23 protein-coding genes are annotated in these 20,060 nt (G+C 52.1%); 7 read left to right on the forward strand and 16 right to left on the reverse strand.

What is annotated here, in order from left to right; translation table 11 throughout:
* Window positions 1–503 precede the first annotated feature (503 nt).
* The 3 genes from LJF34_RS25200 (at window position 504) to LJF34_RS25210 (ending at window position 3,370) form a co-directional block, all read left to right on the forward strand.
* Window positions 504–1,544 (forward strand): PKD domain-containing protein, encoded by a 1,041-nt coding sequence (locus tag LJF34_RS25200; RefSeq protein ID WP_231188816.1) that lies wholly within the window; start codon window positions 504–506, stop codon window positions 1,542–1,544.
* A 104-nt stretch (window positions 1,545–1,648) separates the two neighbouring features.
* Window positions 1,649–2,299, forward strand: coding sequence for a DUF4352 domain-containing protein (locus LJF34_RS25205; protein WP_231188822.1), 651 nt, complete (start codon window positions 1,649–1,651; stop codon window positions 2,297–2,299).
* 420 nt (window positions 2,300–2,719) lie between these two features.
* Window positions 2,720–3,370 (forward strand): hypothetical protein, encoded by a 651-nt coding sequence (locus LJF34_RS25210; RefSeq protein ID WP_231188824.1) that lies wholly within the window; start codon window positions 2,720–2,722, stop codon window positions 3,368–3,370.
* A 708-nt stretch (window positions 3,371–4,078) separates the two neighbouring features.
* Here LJF34_RS25210 and LJF34_RS25215 read toward each other — a convergent pair.
* The 9 genes from LJF34_RS25215 to LJF34_RS25255 all read right to left on the reverse strand — a co-directional run bounded on the left by LJF34_RS25215 (window position 4,079) and on the right by LJF34_RS25255 (window position 14,033).
* Window positions 4,079–5,545, reverse strand: a complete 1,467-nt coding sequence (locus tag LJF34_RS25215) for an MATE family efflux transporter (protein ID WP_231188825.1) — start codon at window positions 5,543–5,545, stop codon at window positions 4,079–4,081.
* Between the two features lie 1,104 nt (window positions 5,546–6,649).
* Entirely contained in the window at window positions 6,650–8,386 is a 1,737-nt protein-coding gene (locus tag LJF34_RS25220) for a PQQ-dependent sugar dehydrogenase (protein ID WP_231188827.1), read from the reverse strand.
* A 467-nt stretch (window positions 8,387–8,853) separates the two neighbouring features.
* On the reverse strand, window positions 8,854–9,312 hold the full coding sequence (locus tag LJF34_RS25225) for an ester cyclase (protein ID WP_231188828.1): 459 nt from the start codon (window positions 9,310–9,312) through the stop codon (window positions 8,854–8,856).
* Window positions 9,313–10,160: 848 nt separating this feature from the next.
* A complete protein-coding gene (locus LJF34_RS25230) occupies window positions 10,161–10,529 on the reverse strand; it encodes a hypothetical protein (RefSeq protein ID WP_231188830.1) in 369 nt (122 codons plus the stop codon).
* 108 nt (window positions 10,530–10,637) lie between these two features.
* A complete protein-coding gene (locus LJF34_RS25235) occupies window positions 10,638–11,066 on the reverse strand; it encodes a DUF86 domain-containing protein (RefSeq protein ID WP_231188832.1) in 429 nt (142 codons plus the stop codon).
* A complete protein-coding gene (locus tag LJF34_RS25240) occupies window positions 11,059–11,490 on the reverse strand; it encodes a nucleotidyltransferase domain-containing protein (protein ID WP_231188834.1) in 432 nt (143 codons plus the stop codon). The genes LJF34_RS25235 and LJF34_RS25240 overlap by 8 nt, the downstream gene beginning before the upstream one ends.
* A 300-nt stretch (window positions 11,491–11,790) precedes the next feature.
* Window positions 11,791–12,042, reverse strand: coding sequence for a hypothetical protein (locus LJF34_RS25245; RefSeq protein WP_231188836.1), 252 nt, complete (start codon window positions 12,040–12,042; stop codon window positions 11,791–11,793).
* A 98-nt stretch (window positions 12,043–12,140) separates the two neighbouring features.
* On the reverse strand, window positions 12,141–12,959 hold the full coding sequence (locus LJF34_RS25250) for a hypothetical protein (RefSeq protein ID WP_231188844.1): 819 nt from the start codon (window positions 12,957–12,959) through the stop codon (window positions 12,141–12,143).
* Between the two features lie 216 nt (window positions 12,960–13,175).
* The gene (locus tag LJF34_RS25255; RefSeq protein ID WP_231188846.1) at window positions 13,176–14,033 is read right to left on the reverse strand and encodes a hypothetical protein; all 858 of its coding nucleotides are present in this window, start codon (window positions 14,031–14,033) and stop codon (window positions 13,176–13,178) included.
* A gap of 597 nt (window positions 14,034–14,630) precedes the next feature.
* Between LJF34_RS25255 and LJF34_RS25260 the strand changes: the two genes are divergently transcribed.
* Complete coding sequence (locus LJF34_RS25260; protein ID WP_231188847.1) at window positions 14,631–14,771, forward strand: hypothetical protein; 141 nt, start codon at window positions 14,631–14,633, stop codon at window positions 14,769–14,771.
* A 60-nt stretch (window positions 14,772–14,831) separates the two neighbouring features.
* Here the strand turns inward: LJF34_RS25260 and LJF34_RS25265 are convergent, their stop codons facing one another.
* The 5 genes from LJF34_RS25265 to LJF34_RS25285 form a co-directional block, all read right to left on the reverse strand.
* On the reverse strand, window positions 14,832–15,311 hold the full coding sequence (locus LJF34_RS25265) for a nucleic acid-binding protein (RefSeq protein ID WP_231188571.1): 480 nt from the start codon (window positions 15,309–15,311) through the stop codon (window positions 14,832–14,834).
* Entirely contained in the window at window positions 15,308–15,559 is a 252-nt protein-coding gene (locus LJF34_RS25270) for a hypothetical protein (protein WP_231188573.1), read from the reverse strand. The genes LJF34_RS25265 and LJF34_RS25270 overlap by 4 nt, the downstream gene beginning before the upstream one ends.
* Window positions 15,560–15,849: 290 nt before the next feature.
* Complete coding sequence (locus tag LJF34_RS25275; RefSeq protein WP_231188574.1) at window positions 15,850–16,719, reverse strand: hypothetical protein; 870 nt, start codon at window positions 16,717–16,719, stop codon at window positions 15,850–15,852.
* Window positions 16,712–17,104, reverse strand: coding sequence for a hypothetical protein (locus LJF34_RS25280; protein ID WP_231188575.1), 393 nt, complete (start codon window positions 17,102–17,104; stop codon window positions 16,712–16,714). Before LJF34_RS25280 ends, LJF34_RS25275 begins: the two co-directional genes overlap by 8 nt.
* The gene (locus LJF34_RS25285; protein ID WP_231188576.1) at window positions 17,101–17,433 is read right to left on the reverse strand and encodes a hypothetical protein; all 333 of its coding nucleotides are present in this window, start codon (window positions 17,431–17,433) and stop codon (window positions 17,101–17,103) included. Before LJF34_RS25285 ends, LJF34_RS25280 begins: the two co-directional genes overlap by 4 nt.
* A gap of 721 nt (window positions 17,434–18,154) precedes the next feature.
* Between LJF34_RS25285 and LJF34_RS25290 the strand changes: the two genes are divergently transcribed.
* Window positions 18,155–18,502 (forward strand): phage repressor protein, encoded by a 348-nt coding sequence (locus LJF34_RS25290; protein ID WP_231188577.1) that lies wholly within the window; start codon window positions 18,155–18,157, stop codon window positions 18,500–18,502.
* 87 nt (window positions 18,503–18,589) lie between these two features.
* On the opposite strand, the gene LJF34_RS25295 is transcribed toward LJF34_RS25290, so the two are convergent.
* Window positions 18,590–18,793: a hypothetical protein gene (locus LJF34_RS25295; RefSeq protein WP_231188578.1), complete on the reverse strand. Its 204-nt coding sequence runs from the start codon at window positions 18,791–18,793 to the stop codon at window positions 18,590–18,592.
* 21 nt (window positions 18,794–18,814) lie between these two features.
* Complete coding sequence (locus tag LJF34_RS25300; protein ID WP_231188580.1) at window positions 18,815–19,078, reverse strand: hypothetical protein; 264 nt, start codon at window positions 19,076–19,078, stop codon at window positions 18,815–18,817.
* A 173-nt stretch (window positions 19,079–19,251) separates the two neighbouring features.
* On the opposite strand from LJF34_RS25300, the gene LJF34_RS25305 reads away from it, so the two are divergent.
* Window positions 19,252–19,650: an SWIM zinc finger family protein gene (locus tag LJF34_RS25305; protein WP_231188582.1), complete on the forward strand. Its 399-nt coding sequence runs from the start codon at window positions 19,252–19,254 to the stop codon at window positions 19,648–19,650.
* A 22-nt stretch (window positions 19,651–19,672) separates the two neighbouring features.
* Window positions 19,673–20,060, forward strand: a 388-nt coding sequence (locus tag LJF34_RS25310) for a SprT-like domain-containing protein (RefSeq protein ID WP_231188849.1), incomplete at its 3' end; no start/stop codon positions are given.

The raw sequence follows: 20,060 nt of genomic DNA on the forward strand, positions 1-20,060 counted from the left end.
CGCACTCTACAGTAGTGCACGTGTGGCAGTCCGGTAATGAGATCCGGGCACAGGTCAATAATCAGCATGAATAGCTCAGTTGAAAGTACAGATGAAGAAAATCAAGGGCGTCGAAGATGAGCCCCGTTAGAGTCGTCATCCCCTGTTATCGCCGGCATTACGAGCAACATCACGCCAAGTCTATTACTATAATTTTCAGCGACCGAATCAAGTACTCGACAACCGCACTCCCGCCAAAGAAGTGATGAACAGATGACTAGAAACTACCGCAATTTCTGTATTATACAGCCTTTATCATTTATACATTGGAAAATCATTCAACACAATCACGGGAAAATCCAAAAAAGGATAACCTAGGCTTTCGACACCCCAGTGAAGTAACGATGACCACCACACGACGTACGTTCTTGACAGCTGCTGGATGTACAGGACTCCTCGGACTCGGAACGACCCAAGTGAGCAGTCAAAGCGGATCCGATCTCTCACGCGATTCATTCACGCTCATGAGCGGCACCGAGAAATCGACTGACGTATACGTAACGACAGCAAGCGAATCTGGACCAACTGCACTCATCGTCGGCGGAATGCATGGCAACGAAGAAGCAGGGTACGTCGCCACTGAAAACATCAAGCAGTGGACGATTGAACGCGGAACGCTCGTAACGATTCCGAAAGCGAATGCAGAGGCGGTCGCCGAGGATGGACGCACTGTGGACGATGGTGTTGATTTGAACCGGCAATTCCCCTCTGGTGAGGAACCCACAACGGATCTTGCCCGCGAAATTTGGGGTGTTGTTGAAGAGTATCAGCCGGATGTTGTAATTGACCTTCACGAATCGGTCGGAATCTACGACGGTGACATGATCGGCGGTGTTGGACAGGTAGTCTTCACATCATGGGACGAAGCCGCCTCCAACGATGCAAAAAAGGCCACCGACTATCTGAACGAAAACTACGTGTCCCGCGACGGTTACGAATTCTCGGTTGGGGCGTTCTCTCCAACCGACAGCGGATTAGACGGGCTGTTGACCCACAAAGCTGCACGTGATACCGGAGCTCTCTCTTTCCTCGCGGAGGTAACATCCAAGGAGACAGCGCTTGACAAGCGCGTTCAATGGCATACCAAACTCGTTCAACAACTCGTCGAAGAAGAATTGCTCACCAGTTCGGGCAACGAGGATGAGGGTGGCGACAACGAAGACGACGGTCAAAACAACGACGAGGAAAACAACGACGAAGACGACAATGGTGACGAGAAGAACCAGTCACCTGTCGCGCGGATCCAAACGACGCCACAGAACGTCAGCGACGGCTCGCTCGAACGAGGCGACACGGTTACGCTTGATGCATCCGCATCTAAAGATCCAGATGGTGATATCACGAAGTACGAATGGGATCTCGATGCCGATGGATCCTTCGAGGCAAGTGGGAAAACCACGACGCTGTCTATCCCTAAATGTAAACGCTATCCCGTTACGCTCCGAGTAACCGATAACTCGGGGAAGACAGCTACGGACGAGATTACGATCACCACAATCAAATAAATCCCCAATAAATCCATCCCTTCGCTATTATTTTGGAGAAATCCAAAATAATAGCGAAATAGACAATAAAGAAACAAACACCGCCTAAAAACCGCCAAAATACTATGGAACGCCGCACATTCATCGCAAGCACGACAAGCGCAGTTCTTCTCGCAGGATGTTCCTCCAGCGGGAACGATACCACGTCGACGACAACCACGACGGATCAATCGACAACAAAAACAACCGACAAGACGACGGAGACAACAACAGAGAGCGAAACCACGACGAGTGAAACGACGACAGCAGAAACGACAGACGAAACAACGACGTCGGAATCAACCACAACAAAGAGAGAGACACGTACGGTTGCTTTTCAACAGTACGTCAATGTGGGGAACGGTCTTGAAGTTGCGGTCACGAAAGGCGATGTGTCTGGCTCATACAAACACGATGGAACGACAACGAAATCAGGTGATGGGAAGACGTTCGTGCTCGCGACATTCGAGGCGAAAAACTCCGCAGAGTCGTCACAGTCGCTTCCCGAGGGAACTACAGCATCAATACAAGCCGACAACAACCAGTACGATGTAGCCGAACCAGCCGCCAAGAAATGGCAACAGTTCGTCTCATCCTCGGTGAATTCCGGTGGTTCGGCATCCACGAGTGTTGCTTTTGAAGTGCCAAAAGAAGCAGTCTCTTCGCTTGGCGTGGCAGTCCAGTTGACGTACACTGACTCCGGAGCAAAACAGATCATTCAGTGGAATATGGAGTAACTACCGAGAGTTCAGGCTGTTTTTTGAATAATTCGAGTTTTTCACTATTCAGGTTACATTGCTCATCGTTGCGAACGATTCGAAATCCGCGCACGGTCCATAAGCGTACTGTGGCACTATTTGAATTAGCCATTTATTGACCAAATAGCTAGTAACTTCCGAGGATAATCGCAAGACAGCTCTGACTACAGCTAGTGCCGTATTTTTCTCCCAACCTCTATATATGTGGTAAAACCATTATACTAGCGATAAAATTAAGAAATATAATCTGTACTGTAAACTCGAATCTAGTTTGTTTTAGTTTCTTAAACCCCAATAGATGGGGTTAATGGTGGCCTCGCGCCATTATTTGGCGCTTCCCACCGTAAGAACAAACATCGATACATTCATATCATGGTCGTATCTGGGTCCGGCGAACTCATGAGCGCATCCTCCAACACGGCTGGTCCCGCTGGAGACAGCGTCCCCCTCCCACAAGAGCAAGTGGAACCCCACCCACTTTCGAAAGATTCAATCTTTCATCTATTACAGGTACAGCGCCGTCGTTTGACCTTGCAGTATCTCCATGGGCGAACGGACGCCGTTTCGCTGCGCGATCTTGCCGAGCAGGTAGCGGCCTGGGAGAACGAGACGACCGTCGAACAACTAACTTCCAAAGAACGCCAGCGTGTCTACATTTCTCTGTATCAAACTCACCTCTTAACCCTAGATAAAGAAGGCATCATTGAGTACGACCAGGATCGAGGAACAATCAAACGAACGCCCCGTGCTGATCAATTCAATCCGTACCTGTTTGACACCGTTCCACAAGACTCATCCGAATCTTCCACGGACAGTGCATTGAATCACCGATGGGGACGGTATTATCTCGGCGGGACGCTTTTCAGCACGAGTCTGTTCGGCGCCAAATTGCTTCAGCTTCCATTCGTGGCAGAATTGGCGTTTCGATTCATCCTCCCAATCATTTTGGTCGTCTTCTCTATCCCTGCTGCGAGCCACTACTATACTCGGTTTGTACTCCCAGAGACCAATCCTATTGAGAGCGTTACTCAGTTATTCTCACGTCAGTGACAAAGTAACTAATCGGATATGTGTCTTCTCTGGCACAGCGGAGTTGTCGTGTCTGAAGAGCTGACGGTGATCTTTCGACGACTGTTCGAAACGGCGATGGGTTTGCGCTTGTCGCGGTGGTACCTGGATTGGTTCAGGTGGTGACTCACACGGAGTGGACGTTTCGGAGACGGTCAGAATCGGAATGAGGCGAAAATTGTCCGTTTAGTGCTGGCACGCGACTGAACGGGATTTGTCGAAGGTGTAGATAGGGAAATGCCAGTAGTGTGCATCCACCTTCAACGATAGAACCTATGTAAGATGGTTAGCTAAGACGATTGCATGAATTTGCAAGGGGGTATACTTCTCGGATCACATGTTGACGATCGTTTGCTATGTGAGAGTCACGATTTATGGCAGTCGAACTGTTACAAAACACTATCCGGAGAGAGAGGCTTCCGCGGCGAGGTTCGGCGAGTCATCGTCAACGCTCTCTTCGGTCTCGTAATCTCATACGAGATTGATTATACGCGAGACTGATGCCCGAACTCGTGCATTCTTCTCCTCTGTGTTGGTAAGGTCGTCGATATCCGCTTCTAGGGACTCGGTCGTCTCTTCGAGACTACCGAGCTGCTGTCGGTCCTGAGCACGCTCTTTGGTCGCCTCCTCACGATAGTTCTCGAGTTGATTGACTCGCAGAATTTGCTGACACAGCGATCAACTGTTACATTAGTCGTTTGCTACAGTTGGTCTATATGAACGACTAATTCGCTTCCAGTGGCCCCCATCGAAGCGATAATACGTTACAATCGCTGGAATGACAGTTTGCACGATTAATGTGAGTGACAGGGCAATAAGTCCGACGGAGGTTGTTGCACCGAGGTACGCAACGGGTAGTGCGAAGAGATATAACCCCAATGTCTGTCCGTAGAATGGCCACCGGGTGTCGCCGCCAGCACGGAGTGGGCCAGTCGCACTTCCGATCACCCCATAGAAAACGACGCTCACACAGGTCGCATAGATCAAGTTCTTCACAATTGGGAGAACGGCTGGATCACTGACAAACACTCGGCTGATAGGATGGGAGAACACAGCAACAACGATTGCAATGAGAACGTACACAGCTACTGTGAATCGGAATACGTCTCTCGCGTATCCCTCGGCTTTCCGTTCGGCACCAGTCCCAAGTGCTTGTCCGACGAGGCTGCTCGAAGCAAGACTCAATCCCCAGCCAGGTGTATCCATGAGTGCTCGAATCCGAAGCGCGATGACGAATGCAGCAACAACGTTCGGGCCGAAGAGGCCAACAATGGCGATCAAGGGGAGCTGCCCTCCGGTTCGAGCAAGGTTCGTCAGAACGAGTGGTGTTCCAATCTCCGCAATTTGGTGCATGAGCGGCTGATCGACATGTGGACCATCGAGAGTAATCGTCACAGGGAACGCTCCGACCAGTGGAAGGCTTCCAGCTACGAATCCCCAGGCAAAGAGAATCGTCACGAGGACTGTGCTAACCACCGTTCCAATGGCTGCACCGAGAACCCCGAACCCAAGAGCAAAGATTAGAACAGCATTGATGCTAATATTTAACACTGCGCCACCAGCACGGAGAAGCATCGGTATTCGTGCGTTATCAGCACCGACGAGCGTTCGGCTTCCAATCAGATTCACTGCTGCGAAGGGGATCCCAAGTGCAACGACTTGGAGATAGCTGGCCCCGTATCTGATTGCAAGGCTATCGGAGCCAACAAGTGAAATCAGGGTATGAGGGAGGAACCAAAGCAGAAGTGCCAGCGGTATCGTTACGGCAACCGCTAAAAACGTGCTCGTCTTGACGATACGGTTGAGTTCGTCATATCGGTCCGTACTAAACCGCTGTGAGATCAGTCCGATTGTGCCGTCTGCGATCCCCCCACCAAACGAAAAGGCGAGCCCCCAGAGCGGTGACGCAAAGCCGATACCTGCAATTGCCGCAGGACCCACTGCTAGCCCGACCATTGCAATATCCGCTGCTGATTTCGACATCCGGGCAACACCGGTGATAATTCGGGGCCATGCAAGTCGCGTGGTGTGGTAGACCCGATGCTCATCGATCAGATTCAGCGCAACCAAGAGATGGCCAACCTGAAGGAGAACACCTCTTACGGGATTATATGATTTGAGTTCCACAGAACGTACCGCGACGTATGACTGTTGCATATAAATTACTTGTGAGACATTGAGAAACAATCTAACAAACATTCATGATTGAGAAGAGATCTCAACTCACATCCGTCTCCTGAGAGTCGACTACAATAGAGTTGTACTTGCACAAATCAACGAGCGTCGGAGAGTCACGCGACTGCGGATACGAAGAACTGAAGATGTGGGCGACACGTGAAGCACTACGAGACGTCTATCTCTGCCCGGACGATATTGGCGGTTCGCGGTCAGCTCGCTGGACGTTTTCGAGCTGTGACTAATGTATTTACGTTGGTCCACCACTGTTGTCTGAACACGTGGGTGCTGTTGCAGTCGTTGTTACATATCGGTGACGGGGTCTAAGGGCAGTTAGTCGCCCTTGTACTACCTCACGAATAGAACCCACAAATATCGTCGTTTGTTTCCATTCTGTTCCACTGAGGATAGCTATCTCGGACGATTCAGACGCAGTTCTGACCACAAACACGGTGGCCGGTACAACCTCTCCCCCTCTTGCTGGCTTCTAGCCGATAGATGCCGATACAACTACCCTACTCACGAGTAGCCGTACGGCGTCTGTCCCAAACTGTGTCAATCCGGGACGTCCATACCCGCGTTCGTGATGGTGTTCGTGTTAGATTCGTGTCCCTCTCGGGCCAGGAATAATTCGGAACTAATCTATATGTAACTAACCGCACATGCTCATATAAGACGTCGCCCCCTGTTTTACGGAGCGTGCTGCTAAACGCCGTTTATTTTACGGGCTTAAACTCGATGCTAATTATTCCTTTTGCTAGTTCTTTTGTTTTCTTCATTCTATTCATCTGACATTTATCGCCTGTATCAACCACCCCTCCTTTACGGGGAAAAAAGAGCACCTGTTTGTTTGTATTCTCATATCGTATTACTCGAGTTTCGTACTTGCTCCAGTACATCTCTGACAGAAATGACTCACCTTCTTGCACTTGGACTGCCGGTTTATAGGCAAGCGGTTTTGAGGCCACTCGGAAGGTTGCATCTGGGTAATAATCGAAGACATAGATCCGTGCACGGAGAACTGTCGAATCGTTAGTGGGTGGCATTAGATAGTAGCGGTGATTGAAATTCGTTTTAGCGGCTTGGCTATCGCCCAGGTGGGACCAGCTTGAGCACTACGCCGGTGTTTCCCTCGGGTGCGCCACGTTTGTTGGCAAGGACGTACAGCTCTCCGTTGGAATCTCGGCCAAACATTCGGACAAAGTAGTTAAATTGCCCATCAACTTGCAGTTCTTCCATCTTCCAGAGCGATTGTCGCGGAATTTCGTCCTTTGATGGGCTGAGATTCTTTGTTTGGTTCTTCCCGATATTCTGTGGCGGTGTGGCTGTAAGAAGCCGACCTGCCGGTTTTGCACGCGCTGGATCCTCTGTCCACACTCCATATACATACTTACCTTGGAGTCCAGAGATGGTGCTGTTCTCATATCGATGCCCACCAACGATTGTGATTCCCACGGAGGTATTCTCATACGTGTGAGGGAATTCGAGAATAGGATTCTGAAATGGCTCTCCGCCGCGTACTGATTTCGGGGTACCACTAGGGCACTGCTTTGGTGGACTTGTTGCACTTTTCGTGCTGAAACAGTGGGTTCCCTCTTTTACGTTCCACCCGTAGTTTCCACCTTTTTTTACGATATCTGCTTCTTCGTAGAGGTTTTGCCCGGCGTCCGCGACAAAAAGGTTGTTTTGTGAGTCGAACGAGATTCCAAATGGGTTGCGAAAGCCCCACGCATAGATTTCGTCTCGACCCTTTTTGTCAACAAGTGGGTTGTCGTTCGGAATGCCGTAAGGCTTCCCACCTTGGCGACTATCGACGTCAATTCGAAGAATATTCCCTAGGAGATTTTGTGAGACGTCTTGCCCGTTTCCTCCCTTATTTTGCTGATACCAGTCTGAAACATGGCCGTACATGTCGTCGTTCGCACCACCGCCATCACCCATCGGAACATACAGGTGCCCATCCGGTCCAAATGCCATTGGTCCACCGTCGTGATTATACTGCGGCTTTTCGATCTGCAATAACTTGCGCTCGGAGTTTGGATCCCCGCTGCTGAGATCTTTTGTTGCTTTGAATTCTGAGACCACTTCGATATGATCCCAGTTTTTAGGCATCTCATTGGTACGTGGGGCACTATAGTGGACGTAGAATTTCCGATTGTTCTGGAAGTCGGGGTGGAATTCTAACCCGAGTAATCCCCGCTCGTCATAGCTTTGATTCGGATCAGCATACGTACCTGCAAACTTCCCAAGTGTCACCATCCGATCGCTCACATCTAGGAAGGGCTTTTTTTGCCGCCCGTTCGGTCCAATCACCCAAATCTCGCCGGTCTGGTCTGTAACGAACTGACGATTTTTCTGTTCACTTGCGACGGCAAAATCCGTTGGTGCAGTCATTCCACCTGCTACTTTCTGAACTCCTACCCTCGTGCCTTGCTCGAAAAATGATGCTTGCTGTTGGTTTTGTTGGTTGCCCGTTTGTTTTCCAACTTGCATCTGTCCCACCATCGTTGTCGGATGTACTGTGCAAATGTACTGGGCCATCTTCTCCGTCGCAGTAAACGTCAGCGATCGAGTCGCTCCTTGTTGGGAGACGATGGGTGTTTTCTTGATTGTGTTTCCGTTGGAATCCTGGATCGCGAAATCGTGTGGTTGGCCGTCGAGATTTTCCCAAACTACTTTGTATTTTTTCCCAGGTTGGAGGTTTAACGTCGGATTTTTCTTTCCCTTGATCCGTTGTGGTGCCCTCCCTTGCCATCCTTGTACTCGCCCTCCGAACCGGAGCGTTGTCTGTTGGGCTTGTACAGTCGTCGAGAAGCCACTCAATCCGATGGCTCCGACGGTAGCTGCTTTCCGAAGGAAGCTCCTACGTGGCGATCTTTTTCTTGATTTTGGTTCTCGTGTCATAGAGTACCAAAGAGGTGGCAGTGCCCACATCAATAAATATGATGGCAGATAAATGAATTCAATATATTATAATTCGGTTAATAAGACACTATACGTAATATTAGCCTGCACAGATAAACAAAGATACTTCTCTCATTGCATTTCTAATAGAAAATCGGCATTAGATACCATCTCAGGCTGTAGTGTTTTCGCATGTGTCTCCGGCAAAGTGGTGTGAATCTCGTGTGGTGGTGTGGTTCAAGCGGGGGTTCGTCGAACCCTCGTGATTACAACGCTATAATCAGCGCCCTCCGTTCCCTCCCGCGTTCGCTTCGTGTGCTCGCATCCATCCAGCTAAGTCGGGGGATGTCTTGTGGCTCACACAAAAAACGCTAGTTCTTGCTATTCTATGGTTGATCGTCCATTTCCATTGCCGCAACGAGTTCATCCGGCAGTGCGCCGATCTGCATGAGCATGCCGAGGATATTGACTTCCTGCCACGTTTCGGCGAGTTTCCCATCCTCGAAGCGGTTAATATCGATTCCCGTGACGGTCACCTCTTCATGCGTTGGCTCAATCCCCATCATTTCCCCAACGAATTCACCGGTCTGTGACCAGCGTCCGATCACGTAATCGTCGATAGAGATGAGTTGCTCGGTGACAATCGGTCCGTCTATGATGCCAGCACCCATTTCGGCCATTTCTCGGTAGACTTCACGCCCACGCATCGGCTCTGGCATGGATTGGTCGTGTAAAACGTAGTCTTCGGCAACTAACTCGTCGATCGCATCGAAGTTGTGTTGTTCCCAGACTTCCTCGTTGATCCGCTGGGTAACTTGCTCATTTTCTTCGGTTGTAGTGCTCATAATAGTTCTCTCCTCATGTCCGCACGACTCCGACGCTGTAGCAGTGCTTAGTTATGAAGTCAATGGGGTGGGACCGTGTCACCATACCGCTATCCAATTATTCGTTACTTCATTTGTCCTCGACTATCCGTACTTCTGAATTGCGTTGTGACGTTTCCGATTGAAGTCTACACCCCCTGTCTGTCTGTTTGATGTGAATGAGTGGTTACGATCGGTGGCTCGCTTCTCCTTACACGTCTTAAACGTGTCTGTGGCAATTCTCCATTGATTCTCTCACTCCACGTCTCGTGTTTTCTATCGAATTTCACTATTGATGGGTTGGATGGATCCACCACAATCAAGATTCAGGGTTACTTCTTCTTCTTCCGCCTTGATCGCTATTACCCTACTACCGTGAATTCGAGCGTCGGTGTTCGGTTGTATTCGTGGCGGTTGAGACCAACCGGGGTGATGAACCAGTTCACCCACCTGCCGTGTGTCGATTAGCAGGTGAACTCGTTCACCCCTTTGCGATTTCTCAGGAAGGTTGCTCGTCGCACCGAATCGGGCAAGAACCCGCCGAGGAAGTCGACCCCTCGTGCTGACCGTCACGGATTTCGTCGGACGATTAGTCGCCGTCCCAGACGTCAAGGTTTTCTCGTTGAGTAGTCACACCCGTTGTGATCGCCACTACGAATGAGACCACGATCTAGCCGTAAGATACTACTACACTACTTCTGAAACAAAGGGACTTCTTTTCTAGTTGTAACTGAGGAAGAGTGCGTCAGGAACGTGAGGAACGCAGTTCAGCCGCAACCAAACCGCGCTTACACGTCACGTCCATCCAATCGTCGATTATTATGGCACTCTCACACCGAGGACCTCTCACCTCTGGTCACAACGGGTGTGACGCCACCCGTGATCGTCTTCTCATTGTCATCGTCCTCGGGGTCCGGCGTCTTTCCCTGACTCGTTCCTCGTGCGGCGAACTCCATGACACGGCGCACCGTGTTTGGTTTGGTGTCGAGACCGTGTTCGTCGAGGATCTGATTGACGAGCCACGACGGGAGTCGTATTTTCCCGTGGCCACGACGTGCACGCCCGTGGAAGGCCGCCCAGACGAAGGTTGAACGTTCTTTGTTCTTCGAGAGGTCATGACTGCCGGTCTTCCGAGCGGCTGTATCGCGTTGAATCTGTAGCTGATTCCCTGTGCCATCAAGATCGAGAATGTCGCTCACGTCAACCTCACCGTGTTCGAGATCGTCGATGCACCTTGACTCGAGATGAGTCCTTTCGGATTGGCGTCTGTATCCTACGCAGTTTCCGTCACTCTCTAATGGCGGAGGTTAGTCCTGAGTGCGGAACCACTGTGCGACTTGTCGACTAAACGTGTCATAGACGTTCAGTCCGGTCTGGAGCGTCTCGTACACTTCGACGTAATCCACCCTGCCGTATTCATGAGCCAGGACGTTTCGAAACCCGACTGCAGCGACGAGCGTATTCATCGTCTCCTCGTCAATAACTTCCTCTTGCCCGAGAACGCGAATCGCCTCCTTGGATGCAACACCAGCAAAATCAAAGTCATGCGTTGCAATGTGCTGTGCGAGGTCGGAACACGCCTGAATCGCATTCTCGAACATCCGCTCGACGGCACGTTGTTCGGTCGTATTGGTGAGAAGGTCCGTACGTGTGAGCGATTGTTGTTTCTCCTTCAGCTCCCCGTGATACTGCTCGATTTGTTCAAGCTTTGTTGAGACGACTCGCTCGTCAGCCATGAAGGCCGTCCTCTGCAATGCGGTCGATCACGTCCCGCTGATGGCGACGAATCTCTTCATGTTGTTCATCAAACAGCGCTTCTGTATCCGCTTTGAAGTGGCGGAATGCGTCTTCGTCACCACAGAGCAACTCGCCATTGACGGCGTCGTGCGCCACGTCGAGCGGGAGGGCTTCGATGTCGGAGAGATCGATGAACGGAGCGTCATCGTGCTGGAGATCGCCGGAGAGGAAACACCGCTTTTGGAACCGCTCATGGGAAGAGAGACTATCTGTGAACTTGACGGCAAGATCGAGATCGGATGACGGACGTGAGTTGTCGGTGAGCTGTGAGCCGAACACCACTGCGAAGTCGATATCTGCATCACGGCAGAGTGACTCTTCGAGGACGGCGAGCAACTCCGAGCGTCCGTCAATCGAGTCCATACATAGATTGATGACGGTTCACCACTAAAGAATTCCGCTGTCTTGAGGGCGGAATTCGTTGGTGAAACGAGTTCTTTGGCGGATTCTTCCCACAGGTATTGTCGTCGGTTACAACGTTGTAATAGAGGGGGATCGCGAGAGCGACCCCCTCGCTTTTGCAGAAATAGACGCAGAAATAGACGCACTCCACCGTACCCAACCGACTAGTACCACCATGTGTCACCGGCAACGGTGTGAATCTCGTGTGGTAGCGTCGCCGAAATGGGGGTTCGTCGACCCCCCGTGATTACAACGCTATAATTAGCGTCCTCCGTTTCTTCCCGCGTTGGCTTCGTGGGCTCGCATCCACCCGGCTACGTCGGGATGGGCGAACGTGATCTCGATGTGGTGACCGCCGACACCCATTGCATCGTCCACACACAGCGTCCGTGACTCTCTGTAGGTCACACCAGGCACCCGTTCGGCCATCTCCTCCATCACACGGTAACCATCGTTCTTGTACGAACAGCCGTAGTGCGTCGCAACCTCTCGATAACCCAATCGTGCGACCATCACGTCGTTTGTCTTGGCGACGTTCTTCGCGTGATTGAGTAGATAACCATTCGAAGTCTCCGAGGTGGCGATAGAACACGACAGTAATAACCGAGAATCTATCTGACAGATTCGGGCTCTTGTTCACGGTTGGAACTCGTGCCATTGTTCTGTGAATCGGGTCTGTCATGGTCTGTTCGGGTATTTGTCGCTTGGAAACTGTCATTCTCTCTTTCGACAGGTGTTACTCGAGTGCTATCTCGATCGACACGATTGTGGTTCGATGTTTCTTGCTCGAGTTCGAGCGAAAGTGGCCGGGCAATCCGCTGGAGCATACCGGTGGTCCACTCCTGAATGCGAGTTAGCCCATTTGGATCTGGAGACGTAGCAAGTCGGAACTCGCTGCCATTCTGTGTAATCGTGTCTCTATCCAGCAGTTGGTTGATGGCCGCATCGAGAACCTCATAGTCAGCGTCGAGTGACTCATCAAGCTCACGGCGTGTCTGCGGGCGTTCTTTGAGGATATCGTATAGGCGCCCAGCTACGTAGTTCCGGTACACATCGTGGCCGTCTCGATCTGTTTCGGGGATGGTTGCTCCTTCATGACGAATCGTCTGGATGGCGTTGAGGATGAACCAGCTTCCGATAACGAGAATTATGGCTGGGAGCATTATTGTTCCCTCCTCGAATGCGAGCAATGCGCCGCCACTAAGGATCATCTGTATCCCAAAGCCACTGTATTTAACCGGGTTACGTAGATCATAGGTATCCGAGACGAGATCGGTGAATCCCATACTGGCGGCAGTGAGAGTCATTATTGCTAATTGAGGAATTGTCGAGTCAAGGAAAATCCAAAAAATAGCGAGCATGGTGAGCCAGGAAAGAAGTGTTCGCAATGTGAGCCGCTCGTAGAGGGCATCACGGAACGCGGTAGACATCCATCGAACGATTGGACGGTTGTCACTTAAATCCCTTCCACCTATTGGGTGTCTTTTTGCTGCATACGGTTGTTGATTTATGCTGCAGCAAGTATGCTGTTGCCGTGAATCAGATACTGAGGAGGAGTAGGGCAGAATATCGAGTCTAGTTTGGCATCGTTTAGGTGACATCCATGTATTGTCGTCGGTTCTGCTCCAGGAGAGCGATAGCGAAGATCAAATAACTTGCTTAAAGAGTCTTACTGCCACTATTGCAAGCATGATGCCAATTGCGCTTGCTACCATTCGAATCGCTCCTCGTTTAATCCGGGCATTCAGATCCTGTCCATCAGGCACATAGCCGAATCGTTTGACAAAAAAGTTCGCTGCGATTCCGGATACCATCAGAAATGCCCCACCATACAGTGATGGATCAATTGGTACCAACACTGGAAGGACAAGCGGAATCCCGATCACAACGATAGCTGTCCATCCAACCATGAAGTGACGAATCCATCGAGTACGACGATGAGAGGCGTCATACAATGCAGTGATTGCTGGGAGAGACAAACCATATTGTGTGAGTTCCGAGCGGACCTGCTTATAGTCCTCATATGGTATAACAAAGCTATCTGGGTCGGTATAATTCGTATTGTGGTAGACCACGTCCACGACGACATGGCCGGGGATCGGATACGGACGAAGTCGCTCCACTTCTCCGAGTTCAATTCCCGGGTTGTCGCCAACAATCGCGGCGGCTACTGCATTCTGCTCGTAGTCAATGTTTGGGAGGGTGATTGCAATGCGCTCCTGGTCGTGGTTCAGTGAATAGTGCGTCGCGCTTTCCCCACCTGCTCGAAACCAGACCATGAGGAAGTAAATAAATGCGAGGAAAAGGAAGGCATACAGGGCTGGTTTACCGACGAACGGGTATGCTGCGAGAGCGAGACCGGACGGGGCACCGATCAACAGTACCCAGTGCCACGGCTTCATACTGACAATCGTGCACCAGCATCGGAGTGGGAGGTATCTGAGCTGCTCGAGAGTGAGCTGCCACTGCAGGTGATTGCCGCGGGTGTCCTCCCATGCAGACATATGTACTAAATCCAGTCGAATTGATATAATGGTTCGGTGTGGCAGTTCGCACTTTACTACAGTAGTTAGGCAATGTTGATTGACCCGATTGAGATTAGGATGCCCTGCTGCTTTCTATCTCAAGAATAGTCTGAACCGCAGAAAGGAGTGTCGTACCGAACGGATTTCTATATTGTGTCAAGAGAAACACTGATTTGGCGTACTTTCTTTGTGTACATCTATGCCGCTATCTTCAGTTGACAGCGCACGGTGCCCCGAGTGTGATCAGACGATAACAACTGATGACGATGTGGGGTTTCTTCAGACGAGTGAAAGTAAGCGAGGATCTTCGGGACTGGTTGTTTGTCCTCATTGCGAACAGGTACTGGGTGGCGTTGCGACGGCTTCATACGATAGTATACTCTTCTAAAACGAGTTCTCGAATGTATATCTCTCAGAGAACGTGGGTAGTTCCTCGGTATGATCGATGTGATAGTCACCAGTGCCCATTGCATCGTCCACACACAGCGTCCGTGACTCTTTGTAGGTCACGCCGGGGACTCGTTCGGCCATTTCTTCCATCACCCGATAGCCATCGTTCTTGTATGCACAGCCGTAGTGAGTCGCAACTTCCCGATAACCCAGTCGAGCAACCATCACGTCGTTCGTCTTGGCAACGTTCTTCGCGTGCTCAAGCACATCGAGATACTTGTCTTCGACCTGCTGACTCTCGGCACGTTTCTCGCGGAAGGTGACTAACTCGGTATTCTGTTCCGAGCGCTGGACCGTCTTGAAGAGCTGATGACCCGCATTCGCGGTTTAGTCGGAATTCGACTGTAACAGTTTGATCCCACGTTCGACGATCGCGTCGGTGATGAAGAGACTTGTTTCCGCTTGAAGGGCCCGCATGAGCAATGCTGCATCATCTTTTGATACTATATCTCGATGATACGCAAGTGCAACCACGCCAATCGAACCGTGGACTTCGATATTCTGGTTTTGAGCGAACTCTCGTGCTGCCAGGTCGTCGGTGAGAAAGACGGCGTTGTCTCGTTCAAGAGCTACTGCCAGTGCCGCTCGTTCGCCTGCATCCAGTTCAGCACCGCTATCGAGTGGTTTTGAAACAGCAATCCGTTCCCACTCATGGTTTGAGAACTCCGGCGGGACTCCTCCTTCTTCGAGTTCTGCATACACTGTTTCAGGAATCAGTAGCTCGTCGATTGCTGTCAGCAAGTCGAGTGCATCGATTTCTGCAAGGTGGATCAGTGGGCCAGTATCCGCGACCGCAACGATCGTCACGCGTTGAGGCCCCAGTCAACATCCTCTTCAACGGCTGCTGCTTCGCGATCGGCTCGCTGAACATTTTCGAGTCCAACCAGCTCGATTGCCTCTTCACGAGATCGCTCACCGTCGATATATTTCCCGAGGACGACGTTCTCCCAGAGGTCCGCGATTCCGAGTTCAAGGGCTTGCTCAAAAACCTCCGACTCAGGGACACCTCGTGCGTCGGCGATTTCACGGACACGTTCGGAGATTTCAGCTGCCATAGTACAGAGTATGGGTCCCGCCACTTAAGTATCATCGTCGGTCGTGATTCGACGGGCACAATCCCGGTTGATTCGATCACGTATTTCCGACCACAGACACGGTGGCCGGTACAACTTCTCCCCCTCCCGCTGGCTTTGAGCCGATAGATGCCGATACAACTACCGTACTTACGAGTAGCCGTACGGCGTCTGTCCCGAACTGTGTCAATTCGGGACGTCCACAACCGCGTTTGTGTGGGTTTTCGTGTTAGATTCGTGTCCCTCTCGGGCGTGTTTTCGTCCCGACCACGCTACTCTCCGGCAACCCCGTCTGTGGTCGGACTCTCGTCCGTAGTTTTGCTGTTCACTTCACCGGGAAGCTCGACATCGGCTTTCAGAACAAGGCGCGTCTCTTGGTAGCTCAATCCGTCCTTCGATCGTTGACGCTTGATTTTCCCGAGCCGTCCATTCGAGAGTTCGTGCATCGCGTCTATCGTCCGCCGAGCAAGTTCTTGCGAGTATTTCTTGCTCACACCAGACTCTTTCAGACGAATCCAATCAGCCAGCTCTGATGCGTCTAAGTAGGCACGAATCTCACCACTGCCCTTCGACCAGAGTGAGTAGCGACCAGCATCATCACGTTCACGCCACACCTTCCCCGCAAGCTCGTCGGGTTTTCGATTCGTGACGGACGCAAGCATCTCGTCGTCATAGCGGGCAAGTCGCTGAATCGGGAGGAGATCCGCCGTCGAATGGGCGACGGCACCACCGCGACCGAGCGCGTCTTCCTCACCGGGCAGTCGGAAGTAAGTGTTGCCGTCATCTTTCGTGATGCGTTCGAGTTTGTTGCCATCGACAGTGATCCGCTCTTTGTCGACGTTGTCGGCGAGTAGGTGGGCACCTTTCTCGAATTCGCGGGCTTGCAACTCATCGATGCGTTCGCCAGAGGACTGCGTTTTGCGGGCAAGTGCCTTTCTGTGGGCTTTCGCTTTTGCTGCCTTATCTTCTCTGGCATCAACTCGCTCTTCGAGTTCATCGATTCGCTCCTCTCTCTCGGCGATTTCTGCTTCGAGATCGTCAACACGGTCGGTAAGCGACTGGATGTGTTTGGCGAGGTCGCTGACCGAGACGTCGTTGTCATTGAGAACACTGGACGCTCCGGACGTAGTGGTGTCACTCATTGGCGGGCACCTCCACTGTGGCCGCAGTGTTCTCTGCTGGCGTCGAGAGACGCGGCAGGTGGGCAATGGTGGTGAGCGAACCGATACAACGGGTAGTCGTGTCGCTAGCGGTGTGGGTGTACTCGAAAACAGTCATGGAGGAATTGGGCTGACTGGTGCAGTGGAAGGTGGGGTACTGCAGTTCGTCCTGTGCCGTCGTGGTGATCGGTGGAGCCGTCAGAACGAGATGCGGGCCAGAGTGTGTCGGTAGGTTCGTTGTGTTGACCGTGCAAATCGTCCGTAGTGACTTCGTGGTCGTGATGCGAACGCAATCACCGGGCGAGAGATGCTGGACGAGTAAGTCGGCATCGTGAGGATTCAACAGCGTTGGAGCGGACTCACTCACGCCTGTTCACCTCCCGTTGGGTTGACGATGCACTCGACAGTCGCATGCGTTCGCAACCAGGCGTAGTTGCCGGAGGGAGTGTGTCCGTACTGATCGAGCTTGGCCTCGGTGTTCTCGTACTCGTCGTAGTAGCAGTACTGCAGCCGATACAGATCGTTCGACGGCGTAGTGACGTACAGGACGTGTTCACCGGGTTCAGGGCCGCGACAGGAGAGTGTGGGTTTGGAATGCTCACACTGATAGACGATGCCCATGAGCGTGCGTCTCTTGGTGTGGATCTGAATCGTATCCGTACACTCTAACGCGAGGACCGTCTGCTGGTCGGTCATTGCTCGGCCTCCTGCTTCTGACCGAAGCGTTGACAGCGTTGATTCGTACCTCGCTTCGCTGCTATTCGTTCTAAGAAAGAACTCTGATCAGTGCCTTGCGGATCACCACTCACACTGCAGCGAGGCGACCGCCGTCGCAGTGAGTGGTACTCTCCGTCTTGGCGAGTGGCACTAGCGTTTCTCATTTTCACAGCTCCGAACGTGTTGGGGCCAGGCACTCGTCCGAACGGGTGCGCCGCACCGAGGGCATGGTCGCGTTGGTTCGACGCCGTTCTGTTGGGTACGGCAGCTTTCACACAGCCGATCGACTTCCGACTGTGCGTGTTCTACTGCAACCCGCGTGAACGACCCATGACAGCCGCACAACGGTTTGGCATCACTGCGTGCCAAATGGCATACTGGGATGGATGCGCTGCCAGATTGTGCGAGGAGGACAGTGTGCGTTCCATCCGGCAAATTGAGTGCGCCAACTCCGGGAGATGGTTGCTTCCACTGGCGTGTGAGGCGAGTTTGAGTCGTTTCAACTCGGTTATGGGGAAAATTCCTTGACGGTGTAGCTGAATGGTTCATATGCGGTTTGTAGCGGCTTAACGCGGGCGTGTGGTGCAAACACACGTCCGTTCGTACTTTTGGACGCAGAGCGCCCGCGCTAAGCTCTAGCTCACACTTGTGAATTCGCCCCACTTAGTTTTAACTGTCATAGGGGAGATTTACAACTGCTATGAGGGTCTTATCGAACCCGTACCGAACCGGTTTTTGGTTATCCCGTTTTGATACGCTCTACATGATCCCGCGGATTTCGTGGTTTTCGAGCATTGATTACCAGATTTGGGCGCTCTTCAGAGACCACGACCTCATTATGTCTCGCAAAGTCCTTGCTGCCAATCTTGACTATGATGCAGATTACACCGGTAAACGACTGAGAAAGCTTCGTGATGCTGGCTTCCTTGAACAACGCGAAGATAGTCTATATCAACTGTCTGACCTTGGACGTGAACTGTTAGCGGACAACCTCTCAAAAGAGGAAATTGAAGCGCTCAACCCGGATAGCGACGACACTGACGACTGATTTTCTGGCGGTAATTGAACGGAAAGCGGGATGATGTACCTCTGACTTGGCGGTGGTTCCCGCAAAAGTGAGAGACTTGTTGTTGTCCTACACTCGCGACGAACGCGCGAGTAAATCTCGCACATCGCCGCGGATACCGAGCCCCGCGAGGACAATGAGCGTGATCTCAACCGCGGCAGCAACCGTCTTGCCAGCGATCGCGGCAAGCCAGCCGTGGCCGAACAGGGCGAACGCGTCAAGCAAGATCAGCAACAGTTCGTTGCTGTCTCGGATGTGAGTGATGACGTTCATGGCATGATCGGTAAAACCGTCTCAGTGCTCATCATGAACCTCCTCTGGTGAGTCATCGGGAAGCCACCAGATGACAACTCGTGGTGTGAGCTTGGCCCGTTCGACCTTCCCCTCCTCGTGGAGCCGAGTGAGACGATTATGGACACCTGGCCGTTCGACATCAAGTGCATTTGCGATTGATGCGGCTGTCTGGGCAGGCACTGGCTCTTGCTGAATGACTGCTAGAACATCCTTGTCGGTTATTTTCTCCTCGAATTGTCCCTGTTCATTCCGGTCGCGTTCCATACTCTCAGTTGACTCTCTGGACTAATAAAACCTCTTACCATGTAGTAAACCGGTGGTTTTATGACCCTTTACCACATAGTAAGAGGAGAGAAGGTCGCTCCCTCGGGGGAAATCAGAATTCCCCGCGCTGTACCAGCAGCGCGGGAGTGGGCTTCTCAAACCAGAGTAAACCCATGAGTACGAAATCGCCAACGGAACTTGAATCTGACGAGAAGGCACAGAAACGCGCGCAGTGGGAACAGTTCGGCTTCTGCGTCGAAGCTCCCGGACAGGTCGAAGTGACCAACGAGAGTCACGACAACCCCACAGACCACCAATACGTCGTGACGCTGGACGACGTGACGGGTGACGCAATGGCGTGTACCTGCCCGCATCACGTCCACCGGAGCGCGTTCTGCAAGCACATGACTGCCGTCGAGAATGCGACTGATGACGGGACGCTCACGGCGTTCCCATCGGACGACGAGACAGACGAAGACGACACTGAATCAGCAGAGTGCGACTGTGACGGCCTGAATGGCTTCCCGTGTTGGCCGTGCGTTCGTACGGGTCGCAAAGAACTGCCGAACTAACCTCGTCTCACTCTTTTCATTTATGTCACGCCAAACAACGCTGTCCGATGGTGCCCAGCGAACGCTGACGGAGTGTGCGAATGCGGCCGAACGCGCAGACACACTGACGACAGAGCGCGGCCTGCTCGACCGCGCGCAACAGCACGCGGCGGACGTCGCGGCCGCACATTTTCCCAATCTACCGATTGAGGCGGTTGCGTGGGAAATCTCGACCCAACGACAGCGGTCGGCAGGAGCGACGAAATACGACCCTGCGAACGGTGAGATAACGATCACGCTTTCGTGGGACGCATTCGAGCAACACGGCTGGGAGCAATTCAGTTCGACCGTGCGTCATGAACTGATTCACGCATGGCAGTATCACGAGTTCGGCAAAGCGGACCACGGGCGAACGTTCGCCCGCTGGACGG

This window comes from Haladaptatus sp. DYF46, assembly GCF_021083305.1.
Classification (GTDB): Archaea; Halobacteriota; Halobacteria; order Halobacteriales; family Haladaptataceae; genus Haladaptatus.